The 13,771-nt window shown below is 63.6% G+C and carries 12 protein-coding genes; 2 read left to right on the plus strand and 10 right to left on the minus strand.

Translation table 11 applies throughout. From position 1 onward, the window contains the following. Positions 1–79 precede the first annotated feature (79 nt). From ACVOKO_RS16660 to ACVOKO_RS16675, 4 genes are all read right to left on the minus strand, one after another. A complete protein-coding gene (locus ACVOKO_RS16660) occupies positions 80–961 on the minus strand; it encodes a catalase (protein WP_346499986.1) in 882 nt (293 codons plus the stop codon). Positions 962–1,036: 75 nt separating this feature from the next. Further along, positions 1,037–2,518, minus strand: coding sequence for an aldehyde dehydrogenase family protein (locus ACVOKO_RS16665; protein WP_346499987.1), 1,482 nt, complete (start codon positions 2,516–2,518; stop codon positions 1,037–1,039). A gap of 19 nt (positions 2,519–2,537) precedes the next feature. Continuing rightward, positions 2,538–2,735 (minus strand): hypothetical protein, encoded by a 198-nt coding sequence (locus ACVOKO_RS16670; RefSeq protein WP_346499988.1) that lies wholly within the window; start codon positions 2,733–2,735, stop codon positions 2,538–2,540. A gap of 68 nt (positions 2,736–2,803) precedes the next feature. Next, a complete protein-coding gene (locus ACVOKO_RS16675; RefSeq protein ID WP_346499989.1) occupies positions 2,804–4,396 on the minus strand; it encodes a GMC family oxidoreductase in 1,593 nt (530 codons plus the stop codon). Between the two features lie 141 nt (positions 4,397–4,537). Here ACVOKO_RS16675 and ACVOKO_RS16680 point away from each other — a divergent pair, with 141 nt between their 5' ends. After that, positions 4,538–5,476 (plus strand): LysR family transcriptional regulator, encoded by a 939-nt coding sequence (locus ACVOKO_RS16680; protein ID WP_346499990.1) that lies wholly within the window; start codon positions 4,538–4,540, stop codon positions 5,474–5,476. 49 nt (positions 5,477–5,525) lie between these two features. Here the strand turns inward: ACVOKO_RS16680 and ispH are convergent, their stop codons facing one another. The 5 genes from ispH to murJ all read right to left on the minus strand — a co-directional run bounded on the left by ispH (position 5,526) and on the right by murJ (position 12,611). Further along, on the minus strand, positions 5,526–6,476 hold the full coding sequence (ispH, locus tag ACVOKO_RS16685; protein WP_346499991.1) for a 4-hydroxy-3-methylbut-2-enyl diphosphate reductase: 951 nt from the start codon (positions 6,474–6,476) through the stop codon (positions 5,526–5,528). A 52-nt stretch (positions 6,477–6,528) separates the two neighbouring features. After that, a complete protein-coding gene (gene lspA, locus ACVOKO_RS16690) occupies positions 6,529–7,035 on the minus strand; it encodes a signal peptidase II (protein ID WP_346499992.1) in 507 nt (168 codons plus the stop codon). Positions 7,036–7,127: 92 nt separating this feature from the next. Beyond that, positions 7,128–9,959 (minus strand): isoleucine--tRNA ligase, encoded by a 2,832-nt coding sequence (ileS, locus tag ACVOKO_RS16695; protein ID WP_346499993.1) that lies wholly within the window; start codon positions 9,957–9,959, stop codon positions 7,128–7,130. Beyond that, positions 9,956–10,903 carry a bifunctional riboflavin kinase/FAD synthetase gene (locus ACVOKO_RS16700; protein ID WP_346499994.1) on the minus strand — a complete coding sequence of 316 codons (948 nt, stop codon included), beginning with the start codon at positions 10,901–10,903 and terminating at the stop codon, positions 9,956–9,958. The genes ileS and ACVOKO_RS16700 overlap by 4 nt, the downstream gene beginning before the upstream one ends. A gap of 79 nt (positions 10,904–10,982) precedes the next feature. Beyond that, a complete protein-coding gene (gene murJ / locus ACVOKO_RS16705) occupies positions 10,983–12,611 on the minus strand; it encodes a murein biosynthesis integral membrane protein MurJ (RefSeq protein WP_346499995.1) in 1,629 nt (542 codons plus the stop codon). 100 nt (positions 12,612–12,711) lie between these two features. Between murJ and rpsT the strand changes: the two genes are divergently transcribed. Next, positions 12,712–12,981: a 30S ribosomal protein S20 gene (gene rpsT / locus ACVOKO_RS16710; RefSeq protein ID WP_057629708.1), complete on the plus strand. Its 270-nt coding sequence runs from the start codon at positions 12,712–12,714 to the stop codon at positions 12,979–12,981. A gap of 355 nt (positions 12,982–13,336) precedes the next feature. Here rpsT and ACVOKO_RS16715 read toward each other — a convergent pair whose 3' ends face one another. Then, entirely contained in the window at positions 13,337–13,681 is a 345-nt protein-coding gene (locus tag ACVOKO_RS16715; protein WP_346499996.1) for a hypothetical protein, read from the minus strand. Positions 13,682–13,771: the final 90 nt, after the last annotated feature.

The following is a 13,771-nucleotide window of genomic DNA, read 5'->3' on the forward strand; positions in this document are numbered from 1 at the left end:
GTAAGCAGACGATGTAACTGGCTTGCTGCCAACAGCCGTTCTGATGCCGCCAGCACCAGCACCAGCACCAGCGGCTAGCCTACAACCCCAACCGCCGCGCAGCCGCCAACCGATACGCCCGTAGCCTTGCATGCAGCATCGGGTCGCCCGCAAACCCTATCCCCGCCGGTAGCAGCGCCGGGTCGAAGGCCAGTTTGCGCTGGCTTGCCTGGTGCGGGTGCAGCCGCTCCAGCCATATGTGGCCGAGCGCGAAGGCAGGTGCGTCCGGGTCCCAGGCGCGGGTTATGTCGGCGGGGTCCTCGCCTTCGGGAACCGGGGTGAACAGCAGTACGAACACCACGCCGCCCTTGGCCAGTTCGCCGCGCATGCGGCGGTCCAGGTAATCCGAGCCCTCCGGCGCTGCGCGGGCCACGTATGGCCGGGTCGGGTGGACACTGAGCCGACCTATGCGCGCGCGGCCGTCCGGTGCGATCAGCCGGTAGGTGTGCAGCATGTGGTAATCCAACGCGCTGAAACTGCTGCTGGCCGCGGCCGCCCGCAAGGTCTCGAAGCGGGCCGCAGCTGGATTGCCGGCCAGATGCGCCGCCCACAGCGTAGGTGAGCGTTCGCGTTGATTCGCCGCATTCAAGAACGCGAGAAATCCTTCCGGGTCGCTCGCCGGAAAACCTTCCAGCGAATGCCCCACCAGCACCATCGCTGCCTTGTTGCCGATCCGCAGGGCCAGGCCGCGTGGTTCCGCTGCGGGGCTGCGCTGATCGATGTGCGGGTGGCCACCGGAACTGGAGAAACGCGCCAGCACGCGCACGTCCTCGCCGCCAAATACCGCCGCCATGCAGAACTGCGGCGCGGTGGCGGTGGCACGGAAGTGCCCTTCCACCAGCAGCCCGCGCGCATGGTTCACCCTGCCACCGCCAGCAATCTTTGCACCGCTTTGCAAAGCGCCGAGCAGGGCCTGGGACATGTCTGTCGCCATCGCCGTGTCCTCCCGCCATAACGCCGTGGCAGCAAACAGCAGCTCGCGGACGTGCAGTACTGATCAACGCTCGCCCAGGCCGGGGTGCAGCGCGATGTGTTTGTATTCGAGAAAATCTTCCAGGGCTGCCAATCCATTGAGCCGCCCCAATCCGGACTGCTTGAAGCCGCCCTCCTCCGTGCCATCGAACACTCGCGCCCAGTCGTTGATCCAGACCGAGCCGGCATCAAGCGCTTCTGCAACGCGCAATGCGCGGTCGACATCGCGCGTCCACACGCTGGCGGCCAGTCCGTATTCGTTGTCGTTGGCCAACCGCACCGCCTGCGCTTCATCGCTGAAGCGTTGCAGGGTGAGCACCGGGCCGAAGGTTTCCTGCTGGATGATGTCCAGTGCGTTGTCGAATACTTCCAGCAAGGCCGGGCGGAAGAACGCGCCCTTGCGCAGCGGCCCGCTGGTGATCGGCCCGCCGCGCTCCACCACCGCCGCGCCGGCGCCGATGGCGTTTTCCACCACCGCGTCCACCCGCGCGACATTGGCACGATCAATCAACGGCCCCATGTCACTGCCGGGGTCGGCCGCCGGGCCCACCCTGACCGCGCGCAGCCGTGCCGCCATGCCATCGCGCACCGCATCGTAGATGGCGTCGTGCACCAGAAGGCGCGAACCGGTCATGCAGAACTGTCCGCTGAATATCGTCAGCGCCTTTTCGAGCATGGGCAGCGCCTGCTGCAGGTCCGCGTCTTCAAACAGGATCATCGGCGTCTTGCCACCCAGCTCCATGCCGAAGCGTTTCAGATGCCTGGCCCCAGTGCTGCTGATCGCGCGCCCGGTGCGTGTGGAACCGGTAAAACTAACCACCGGCACATCCGGCGAATCCACCAGATAGCTGGAACCTTCTGGTCCGCTTTCAAAAAACAGATTGATCACCCCGCGCGGCAAGGACGGCGCTTCGCCCATGATTCTGGCCATCATGCTGGCGGTCTGCGCTACCTGCGCAGGCAGTTTGATCACCGTGGTGCAGCCGGCCGCCAAAGCCGGCGCCAACGATCGGATGGTAAGCACCACCGGTGAATTCCAAGGCGCAATCACTGCCGCCACGCCCATGGGCTGGCGCAATATCATCGACAACCGCCCGGGCTTGGGCCGCAATGCACGGCCCGTTTCCAGCAGCGCCGTCGCCGCCGAATAGCGGAGTTTGCTGGGCACCATGTCCAGTTCAAACGCGGCCTCGGCCGCTACCTTGCCGTTCTCCAACGACAGGATCTCCAGCAACCGATCGCGGTTGCGTTCAAATGCCTGCGCCATTTCCTCAAGTACCCGCGCGCGCAGTTCGTGATCATGCGCCCACAAGGTTCGCTGGAAGGCCTGCGAGGCGGCGGACACGGCCGCCATCGCCGCCGCACGGCCGTTGTCCGGATAGCTGCCGATCACCTGGTAGGTTGCCGGGTCTATCGACTCCTTGGGCACACCGTCAAAGCGCGGAATGCCGTTGATCCAATTGGCTGCGCGGCGCAATTGGCCGGGGGAGTGAGTTGCCGCGCTCATGGAACCTCCAGGGTGTGGGTCATTGGCGGCGTGCGCGCGAGCGGCGGCAATGCAACCAGAGGCGCATTAACTTGGCCACCACTGCTTCAAACAGCGGGGCAGTGATGTTGACCACGATCGGCACCACGATCATGGTTGATCCCAATGCGCGCAGCGGCAGCGGCCACTGGCTGAAACCGGGGCCATAGGTGCTCAACAGCTTCAGCACCAGCAGCACCGTTGGATACACCGACAGCCATACCATCGCCGTTCGCCTCAGACGGGCATGCAGCAGCTCATGCTTCCTCACCTGTCCGCATCCCGCATCCACTGGCTGATGCGCTCGGCCAACATGATCACGGTCGGATTGGTCGCCACGCAGGGCACATCCGGGAACAGCGATGCATCGGCCACACGCAGGCGATCAATGCCGCGTACCCGTCCCTGGTAATCGGTGACCGCATGCACATCGTTGGCGCCACCCATCGGTGCCGTCGAGCTTGGGTGGTGGTAGATATCCAACGCCATCGGCAGCGCCGCTTCCAGTGCGTCGCGGCTGGTGCAGAAGGCGCCCGGCACCATCTCTTCGGCAATCAGGGCGGCCAAAGGGCCTGTCCGCGCAATGCGGCGGATCAGCTCGATGCCCTCCACCATCAATTGCCTGTCCTGCGCTTCGCTCAGCAGGTTGAGCGCGATCACCGGCGCTGCCGCAGGGTCTCGCGAGCGCAGCGTCACCGTTCCCAGCGAACGCGGCCGTGTCAGCGCCAGGGCAAGCATGAAGATGGCGCCGGTGGGGGAGGTCTCCGGGTCACCGTAATGCACTGCCGACACGTGCAGGTCGCCCACATCCACCGGGGCCTTCGACGATTGCGTCCACAGCATGGCGCCCACCGGCGGCACCGGCAGGCCGAGCCGGTTCGGGCGTGCGGCCCAGGTGGTGTAGAAGAATGGATGCTCCTGCAGGCGTGTGCCGACCGGCAGGTTGGCCACCACCTCCATTCCCAGCGCCTGCACGTCCGCCGCCGGGCCAATGCCCGAGCGCAGCAGGATGGCAGCGGTGCCATAGGCGCCGGCGCACAACACGATGCTGTTCCCGCTGATGCGTTGCCCATCGGCCAGCACCACCGCCACCGCAGCGCCGTTCTCGCACGCTACGCGGTCCACCAGTGCCTGGCTGCGGATGGTCAGATTGGGCCGCTGGCGCACATCCAGGGACAGATAGGTCATGCCGGTATTCAGGCGCTGCCCCATGCGGTTGTTCATCGGGTAAGGGCCAACACCGAACGGCTGGTCGCTGTTGAAATCGGTGACGCTTGCGAAGCCGGCCTGCGTTGCTGAAGCGACGAAGGCGCGCTGCATGTCGGAAACTTCATCGTCCTGCAGGTAGTGAATTGGCCAAGGTCCGCTACGACCGTGGAAAGCACCGTCACCGTGCACGGTGCGTTCGCTGCGCTGGAAAAACGGCAATACATCCTGCGCCGTCCAATGCTCCAGGCCTGCTGCGGTCCAGCGTTCGAAATCGCCCGCCGGTGCGCGCATCGCGACACCGGCGTTGACCGCCGAACAGCCGCCCAGCACCTTGCCACGCGGCAGCGGAATACTCGTGCCGTAACGGGTGGGCTCGGAGGTATAGCCCCAGTCATGCGCCGCGTCACCGCCGATGATGTGCTGCAGGCGTACCGCATCCGGATAAGCCTCCGGCGGGTAGCTCTGCCCCGCCTCTATCAGCAGCACACGTCGGAACGGCTCCTCGCTGAGCCGGCTTGCCATCACTGCGCCGGCAGAGCCACCGCCTACGATCACCACGTCGTACGTCGGCGTTTCCACACCCCGCCATGCAGGCGCACTGTCACCATGCACTTGTGTGCCTGTACCCGCGTATTTTTGCTGGGTAGCCATGCCGAGCCGCTCCTGTATCAGAACCTCCAAACGTCTTGCCCTCGTCATCAATCACATCAGCACAACGGAGCCGTGACAGTCATCGTCGGCCTCTGTCTGCAATGTTGGAATCCACGCAGGCTTCATGACAGTCAGGAAAAAATGTCGTCAGTTCTCTCTTCACTCGAATCATTGAACGGCTTGGTCGCCTTTGCCACAGCCGTACAGGCCGGCAGCTTCTCTGCCGCGGGCAGGCAACTGGGCCTGTCCGCATCGGCTGTAGGCAAGGCGGTCGAACGCCTGGAGCTGCGCTTGAGTACACGCCTGCTCAATCGCACCACACGCTCTTTGGCCCTCACCAGTGAAGGCGAAGTGCTGTATCGCTACGCTGACAAGGTGCTGAAGGATCTGCAGGAAGCGGAGCGCGAGCTGAGCATGCGCCAGCACAGCCCGCGCGGGCGGCTGAGAATCAGCGCCGCGCCGGTGCTCGGCCGCAAGATGTTGCTGCCGCTGATGCGCGACTTCCATGCGCGATATCCCGAGGTAATCGTCAACGTCAACCTGGACGCCGCGCACCTTGATCTGATTGAAGAAGCGTTTGATCTGGGCCTATGGGCAGGCGAACTGGAGGACTCCAGCCTGCAGGCCAGGCTGCTGGGCTCGTATGCTTTGATTACCTGCGCCGCGCCGGCTTACTTCGCCGAGCACGGCATACCGAAATCACCTGACGAACTGGCTGACCACCACTGCCTGTATTACCGCCATCCGGACAACGAACGACTGGAGCCGTGGCGCTACCAGGACAAGCTGATTCCCAAACCCGCCTACCTCAACAAAGCCTTGAACGATGCCGAAGCGCTCGCCAGTGCCGCGTTGGCAGGACTGGGTATCGTGCAGGTACCGGACTATATGGTCCGCAACGAGCTTGCCGATGGCCGCCTGCTGGAGATATTGAAAGCGCATGCACCGGCCACACGCGGCGTCTTTCTGGTGTGGCCACCCTTGTCCGCGCAGATACCCCGGGTGCGCGTCTTCATTGATTTCATCGTTGCCCAGCTGGGGCCCCAGCTGAGCCAAGGTAGCTCAAGCATGCATCAATAAAGCCGGCCTTGTGGGCCGGCTTCGGGGGTTTGCCATTGCGCACTGATGCTCAGTCGACAAGGCGCAGGCGCAGTTCCTTGGGCAGCGCGAACACCATCGACTCCGGCTCGCCGCCGGTTTCGTGCACCTCACCGGCGCCCAGTTCACGCAGCCGTGCAATCACCCCATCCACCAGCACCTGCGGTGCCGAGGCACCTGCGGTGAGGCCGATGTGCTTCTTGCCGACCACCCACTGCGGGTCGATCTCGTGCGCGCCATCAATCAGATACGACTCCACGCCCTCACGGCGTGCAAGCTCGCTGAGCCGGTTGGAATTGGAGCTGTTCGGCGAACCCACCACCAGGACCAGATCGCACTGCGTGGCCAGGTCGCGCACCGCATCCTGGCGGTTCTGCGTGGCGTAGCAGATGTCGTCGTTCTTCGGCCCCTGGATTTTGGGGAAGTGCAGGCGCAGCGCTTCAATCACCGCGCGCGTGTCATCCACCGACAAGGTGGTCTGGGTGGTGTAGGCGAAGTTTTCCGGCTGCGATACCTGCAGCGCCGCCACGTCTTCCACGCTCTCCACCAGATAGATATGGCCCTTGCCCTTCTCCCGGTTCCACTGGCCCATGGTGCCTTCCACTTCCGGGTGACCTTCGTGGCCGATCAGCACCACATCGCGGCCAGCACGGCAGTGGCGCGCCACTTCCAGATGCACCTTGGTCACCAGCGGGCAGGTGGCATCGAACACCTTCAAACCACGGCGATCAGCTTCGATGCGCACCGCCTGCGACACACCGTGCGCACTGAAGATGACGGTATTGCCGTCAGGCACCTCGTCGAGTTCTTCGACGAAGATCGCGCCGCGTGCCTTCAGGTCATCGACCACAAAGCGGTTGTGCACCACCTCATGCCGCACATAGATCGGCGCGCCCAGGGTTTCGATGGCGCGTTTGACGATCTCGATGGCACGGTCGACACCGGCACAGAAACCACGGGGATTGGCGAGCAGTACATCCATCTTCAACGACTCCGACCGCTGACGGTCGCAAATGCGGGAACGGGCGCCGGCATCATCCGGCTTTTTTTTCGGCCTTGCCGTCAAGCAAGCCCATCAAGGCGATACCGATGGCGCCGCCCACGATCGCCGCATCGGCGATGTTGAACGACGGCCAGTAGTGCTTGCCTACATACCATTGAATGAAATCAATGACGTGACCGTGAATCTGGCGGTCAATGACGTTGCCGATGGCACCGCCGATCACCAGCGCGTACGGCAGCGCACTGCGCCAATTGGCACGCGGCGTGCGCGACAGCCAGAACGCCATCAGCCCACTGATCGCAACGGCCAGGAAGGTGAAGAACCACAGCTGCCAGCCACCGGCATCGCTGAGGAAGCTGAATGCCGCGCCGGTGTTGTAGGTACGGTACCAGTTCCAGAAGCCGTCAATCACCGGCACCGGGGTGAATTCAGGCAGGCTGGACAGCACCCAGGCCTTGCTCCACTGGTCCAGGCCAATCACGGCCACGGATACCAGCAGGTAGATCAACGCATTGGGTTTAACCGTTTTTGACTGCATGCAAACACCCATAAAAGTTCACCAACCGAAGAAGCGCGGAGGAGACCGTTGCCGTATCCCGCTCCTCACTCCTCATCACTCACTGCTGGCCCTTAGAACCAGCGGCGGTCTTCGCCGGCACCGTCGATATTGCTGACGCAGCGGCCGCACAGCTCCGGATGCGCTTCCACCGAACCGACATCGGCGCGGTAATGCCAGCAACGCACACACTTGGCCTTGTCGGTCGGCTGCGCGCTGACAAACACCTCGTCGGTGGTTGCCGGGCGCACGCTGACATCGCCACTGATGAACAGGAAGCGCAGTTCCTCGGCCAGCGGCTGCCAGCGCGCGGCCTGCTCTTCATTGGCGGCGACGGTGATCTCCGCTTCCAGCGCGGCACCAATGGCGCCATTGGCACGCATCGGCTCGAGCACCTTGGAGACCTGCTCGCGCAGTGCCAGCAGCTGATCGAAATCAGCGGCGTTGAGCTGTGCGTCGGCCGGCAACGGCGCCAAGCCGTCGTACCAGGTGGTGAACAGCACGTTCTCGGCACGCTTGCCCGGCAGGTAACCCCACAGTTCTTCGGCGGTGAAGGTCAGGATCGGTGCCACCCAGCGCACGAACGCTTCGGCGATATGGAACATCGCGCTCTGCGCCGAACGACGGCCGCGCGAATCTTCCTGCATCGTGTACAGGCGGTCCTTGGTCACGTCCAGGTACAACGAGCCCAGGTCGACGCTGCAGAAGTTCAGCAGCAGCTGCACGATCTCGGCCATGTTGTAGTTGGCATAGGCCGCCTTGATCTTCTCCTGCAGCTCGAACGCGCGATGCACGATCCAGCGGTCCAGGGCGACCATATCGGGCAATGCGACCAGATGCTGCACCGGATCAAAGCCATCCAGGTTGCCGAGCAGGAAACGCGCGGTGTTGCGCAGACGGCGGTAGGCGTCGGCATTGCGCTTGAGGATTTCCTGCGACAGCGACATCTCGTTGCTGTAGTCGGCCGAGGCGATCCACAGGCGCAGGATGTCCGCGCCCAGGGTGCGCATGATTTCCTGCGGCTCGATGCCGTTGCCCAGCGACTTGGACATCTTGCGGCCGTGCTCGTCCACGGTGAAACCATGGGTGAGGCACTGCTTGTACGGCGCATGCTTGTCGATGGCCACGCCGGTCAGCAGCGAGGACTGGAACCAGCCACGGTGCTGGTCGGAACCTTCCAGGTACAGGTCGGCCGGCTTGCCGAAGCCACGTGCCAGCAGCACCGCTTCGTGGGTGACGCCGGAATCGAACCAGACATCGAGGATGTCGGTGACCTTTTCGTATTGTGCGGCTTCATCGCCGAGCAGTTCGGTGGCGTCCAGCGAATACCAGACGTCGATGCCACCCTTCTCCACGCGGTCAGCCACCTGCTGCATCAACTCGACGGTACGCGGATGCGGCTCGCCGGTTTCGCGGTGGGTGAACAGCGCGATCGGCACGCCCCAGGTGCGCTGGCGGCTGATGCACCAGTCCGGGCGGCCGTCGACCATGCTGCTGATGCGTGCCTTGCCCCAGCTCGGGAACCACGCCACGTTGTCGATGGCAGCCATCGCGTCGTTGCGCAGGTTGGCCTTGTCCATCGAGATGAACCACTGCGGCGTTGCACGGAACACCACCGGCGTGCGGTGACGCCAGCAATGCGGGTAGCTGTGCTGGATCTCGAAGAACGCCAGCAGCGCGCCGCTTTCGCGCAGCACCTCGACGATCAGCGGCTGTGCTTTCCACAGGTGCTGACCGGCCAGCTCGACCGTACCCGCCGGCGGCGTCGACGGCAGGTATACGCCACGGCCATCGATCGGGTTGATCTGGCCGGCGTTGTAGTTTTCCATCACCCCGTACTGCTGGCTGACCGCGAAATCTTCCTGGCCGTGGCCGGGCGCGGTGTGCACCGCACCGGTACCGTCGGTATCGGAAACGTGCTCGCCATTGAGCAGCGGCAGGTCGCGGTTGGCATAGAACGGGTGTGCCAGCAGCTGGTTTTCCAGCGCCGAACCCTTGGCATGGCCGTGCACGACCACCTCGGCTACGCCGTAGCGGCCCAGCGAGCGCTCAGCCAAGGCAGACGCCAGCACCAGCCAGCGCGGCTGGCCGTTGTGGGCCGGGCCTTCGACCAGCGCGTATTCGATATCCGCACCCAGCGACACAGCCAGCGAAGCGGGCAGCGTCCACGGCGTGGTGGTCCAGATCGGCACTGCCACTTCCACACCGGCCGGCAGCTCGACACCGAAGCTGGCCGCCAGCGCCTTGGAATCACGCGCGGCATAGGCCACGTCGATGGCCGGCGAGGTCTTGTCCTGGTATTCGATTTCAGCCTCGGCCAAGGCCGAGCCGCAATCGAAGCACCAATGCACCGGCTTGGCGCCACGCACCAGATGCCCGTTGGCGACGATCTTGGCCAGCGCGCGGATTTCATTGGCCTCGAAGTCGAAGCTCAGCGTCTTGTACGGGTTTTCCCAATCGCCGATCACACCCAGGCGCTTGAAATCAGCGCGCTGCAGGTTGATCTGCTCTTCGGCGTACTCACGGCACTTCTGCCGGAACTGCTCGGCATCAAGCTTGACGCCGACCTTGCCCCACTTCTTCTCGACCGCGATTTCGATCGGCAGGCCATGGCAATCCCAGCCCGGCACGTAGGGCGCATCGAAGCCGTCGATGTAGCGCGACTTTACGATGATGTCCTTGAGGATCTTGTTGACCGCGTGACCCAGGTGGATCTGGCCATTGGCGTACGGCGGGCCGTCGTGCAGCACGAACAGCGGGCGGCCCTTCGCGTTCTCACGAAGCTGCGCGTAAATGCCCTGCTCTTCCCAACGTGCCAGGATGCCCGGCTCACGCTTGGGCAGGTCGCCGCGCATCGGGAATTCCGTTGCGGGCAGATGGAGGGTGGCTTTGTAATCCTGGCTCACGCGGTAGCTCGCAATCTGTGTTCGGAAAGGATGCGACGCGCTTGCTCTGCGTCGCGGTGCATCTGCTCGGTCAGCGCCGGCAGATCGTTGAACTTCTCTTCATCCCGCAGCTTGGCAACGAATTCCACTTCGATGTGACGGCCGTACAGGTCGCCGTTGAAGTCGAACAGGTGTGCCTCCAGCAACGGCTCCACGCCTTCAACCGTGGGCCGCGTGCCGAAGCTCGACACCGACGGCCACGGCTGCTCGAAAACACCGTGTACCCAGGTAGCGTAGATACCAGAAAGTGCGGGTGTTTTCGGGAAACGCAAGTTGGCGGTAGGGAAGCCCAAGGTGCGGCCGAGCTGCCGCCCGCGCACTACCCGGCCGCCAATCGAATACGGGCGGCCCAGCAACTCGCCGGCATGGGCGAACTCGCCGGCCACGATCAGCTCGCGGATACGGGTGCTGGAAATGCGCTCGCCGTTCAGGTGAACCGGCTCGATCTCACCGGCGACAAAACCCAGCTCGGCGCCCATCGCCTGCAGCAAGGCGATATCGCCGCCACGGCGGTTGCCGAAATGGAACTTGGGGCCAATCCAGACTTCGCGCCCACCGAGCCGGCGCACCAGCATGTCGCGCACGAAATCCTCGGCGGTGGTCGCCGCCATCTTGGCGTCAAAGCGCAGCAGGCCGACGCTGTCGACCCCCAACTCACGCAGCGTGGCGACCTTGTCACGGGCCAGCATCAGCCGTGGCGGCGGGCTGTCCTTGGCGAAGAACTCGCGCGGCAGCGGCTCAAAGCCCAAGGCAACGGCCGGCACACCCAAGGCGCGGGCACGGGCAACCGCGTGGCGCACCAGCGCCCGATGGCCCAGGTGCAGGCCATCGAAGGCACCAATGCAGACCACGCTTCCCTGCGGGAACAACACCCCGCCTTCGACGTCTCTAAAAAGCCTGCTCATTCCATCCGGATCCGGCCCATAGGGGCCGGTTCTGTCGTGTGTAGCCCTGAAGTATAACGGGGCCGGCCACGCTGTCGGCTTACTGGCCGCGCAGTTCACGCGGCCGATAGCCCATCAGCAGCAGGCCAGCGGCATAGACCGCACCGCCAGTGCCGACCAGCACCGCCAAGCGCCAGCCACGCTCCCACCAGGCCCAGGCGGTCCAATCGGACCAGAACAGCCGCAGCGCCACCACGGCCACCAGCATCAGCACGCTGGCCACCGCCAACTGCAGCAGGAACCGTCCCCAGCCGGGCTGAAGCTGATACACCCGCGCCCTGCGCAGATACCACCACAGCTGCAGGGCATTGGCCCAACCGGCCACCGCAATGGCCAGAGCCAGCAGCGCATGCGCCCCTTCCACCTTCTTCAGCGCCTCCAGCCACTGCCCATCGGCCGCGACAAGCGCTGCCTGGCCCATGGGACTGAAGGAGAACATCGCGACGAACAGCAGCACCGTGCAGACGATGTTGATGATGATCGAAGCCACCGCCGCCTTCACTGGCGTGCGGGTGTCCTGCCGCGAATAGAAGGCCGGCGCCAGCACCTTGACCAGCAGGAACGCAGGCACCGCCAGCGACTGCGCCATCAGGCTCAGACTGCTCATACGCATGTCCTGCTCGGAGAACCGACCGTACTGGAACAGGGTTGCCAGCAGCGGCTGCGCGCACAGCACCAGCCCTATACAGGCCGGCACACCAATCAGCAGGCACAGCCGGAAACCCCAGTCCAGCCCCTTGGAATACCCTTCAGGATCGGAGCTGGCATGGCGACTGGACAGATGCGGCAGGATGACCGTGCCGATGGCCACGCCGAACATGCCCAGCGGGAACTCCAGCAAACGATCGCTGTAATACAGCCAGGTAACGCTGCCGCCCATCAACATCGAGGCCGCCAGCGTATTGAACAACAGGTTGACCTGGGCCACCGACGATCCGAACAGGGTCGGCACCATCAGCTTCATGATCTTGCGCACGCCGGCATGGGCAAGATCGAACCTGGGCCGTGGCAACAGCCCCAGTTTCGCCAGCGAAGGCAACTGGAACGCGAGTTGCAGGATGCCCGCCACGAACACACCCCAGGCCAGGGCCAGCACCGGCTCATAGCCCCAGGCCTTCATGTGCGGCACCAGACAAAGTGCCGCTGCGATCATCGAAATATTCAGCAGGATCGGTGAAAGCGCGGGTACGGCGAACTTCTGGTAACTGTTGAGCACCCCGCCCACCAGCGACGCCAGCGAGATGAACAGCGCGTAAGGAAAGGTGATCTGCAGCATCAAGGTGGCTAGTTCGGCCTGCTCGCTGCCCGGCGCGAAGCCTGGAGCGAATACCCGCATCAGCCAGGGCGCCAGCAGGATGGCCGCAGCCGTCATCACCAGCAGGGAGGCCGTCAGCACCCCGGCAACCCGGTCTACCAGCGTCTTGACCGCCGCTTGGTCGCCGTTGGCCTTGTATTCGGCCAATACCGGCACGAACGCCATCGAGAACGAGCCCTCAGCGGAAAGGCGGCGCATGAAGTTGGGAATCCTGAACGCGACGACGAAGGCGTCCATGGCCGCACTGGCACCAAACACATGCGCGTAAACTTGGTCGCGGACCAGTCCGCTGATGCGCGACAGGAACGTCATGGAACTGAATACAGCAGTGGATTTGAGCAAACGGCCGCTCATGCAACTCCCTCTTGACAACTTGACTTGACGTTCTTTCAGCCAGCCATCATACTTGCATGCTTGCTGTTCCCACCACATCGATTTTCAGGAAACCACCACTGTGGCCAATATCAAGTCCGCCAAGAAGCGCGCCAAGCAGACCGTTGTGCGCAACGCGCGCAACACGGCTCAGCGTTCGATGCTGCGCACCGCCGTCAAGAAGGTGATCAAGGCTCTGGATGCCAACGACGCCGCTGGCGCCGAGGCAGCCTTTGCCGTCGCCCAGCCTATCCTCGACCGTTTCAGCGCCCGTGGCCTGATTCACAAGAACAAGGCTGCGCGTCACAAGAGCCGTTTGACTGCACGCATCAAAGCCATCAAGGCTGCCTGATCCGCGCAACAACCTGGAGTCGCAAGACTCCCGGCATGAAAAACCCGGCCTTGTGTCGGGTTTTTTGTTGGGCGGAATTCGGGTGTACGAACCCCCTCCTCCGCTTACAACATGACAATTGAACGTCGCGACCCGACTGCACGCAGGACGAAGCTCTGGGCGGCGACGCCTTGCACCAAGCCGCCCCTGAACACTGCTGCCCGGTGCGCGCAAGATGAAGGCTTGGATAGCGCCTGAGACGCGCGCCACTGACTCTCCATGAAGCCAGTTTGGGCGTCAACGCTACAGCGTTAAGCCTGGGCGCGGGGCATCAGCCTCGGGCTTCGAGCCTTGGCTGGGCTTTAGCTTTTAGCTTTTAGCTTTTAGCTTTTGGCTTTTGGCTTTTGGCTTTTGGCTTTTCGCTTTTCGCTTTTCGCTTTTCGCTTTTCGCTTTTCGTTTTTCGTTTTTCGCTTTTCGTTTTTCGCTTTTCGCTTTTCGCTTTGGGCTTTGGGCTTTGAGCCTTGCTTGGGCTTGGGCTGCGGCTTCGAGCTTGGCTTTGGCTTTGGCTTTGGCTTTGGCTTGGGCTGCGGCTTCGAGCTTGGCTTTTGGCCTTGGCTTTGCTCTGGCCTTGAACCGATACCGAGGAAACGAAGCACCTCCCTTCTCCCGCCTGCGGGAGAAGGTGCCCGAAGGGCGGATGAGGGGGCTTTGGCTTTTCAAGCAAAAGCTTGCCCTCACCCCAACCCCTCTCCCGCAAGCGGGAGTGGGGCTTCAAGCCAACGCCAAGGCTAAAAGCCAAAGCCGGGGCTA

Source organism: Stenotrophomonas sp. STEN240, from assembly GCF_056756175.1.

Excerpts from the sequence above, each read along its gene's own strand:
- ACVOKO_RS16680 (WP_346499990.1), top strand. The coding sequence starts at position 4,538 with ATGTCGTCAGTTCTCTCTTCACTCGAATCATTGAACGGCTTGGTCGCC.
- murJ (WP_346499995.1), bottom strand. The coding sequence starts at position 12,611 with ATGAGCGGCCGTTTGCTCAAATCCACTGCTGTATTCAGTTCCATGACG.
- lspA (WP_346499992.1), bottom strand. The coding sequence starts at position 7,035 with ATGCAGTCAAAAACGGTTAAACCCAATGCGTTGATCTACCTGCTGGTA.
- ACVOKO_RS16675 (WP_346499989.1), bottom strand. The coding sequence starts at position 4,396 with ATGGCTACCCAGCAAAAATACGCGGGTACAGGCACACAAGTGCATGGT.
- ACVOKO_RS16665 (WP_346499987.1), bottom strand. The coding sequence starts at position 2,518 with ATGAGCGCGGCAACTCACTCCCCCGGCCAATTGCGCCGCGCAGCCAAT.
- ACVOKO_RS16700 (WP_346499994.1), bottom strand. The coding sequence starts at position 10,903 with ATGAGCAGGCTTTTTAGAGACGTCGAAGGCGGGGTGTTGTTCCCGCAG.
- ispH (WP_346499991.1), bottom strand. The coding sequence starts at position 6,476 with ATGGATGTACTGCTCGCCAATCCCCGTGGTTTCTGTGCCGGTGTCGAC.
- ACVOKO_RS16660 (WP_346499986.1), bottom strand. The coding sequence starts at position 961 with ATGTCCCAGGCCCTGCTCGGCGCTTTGCAAAGCGGTGCAAAGATTGCT.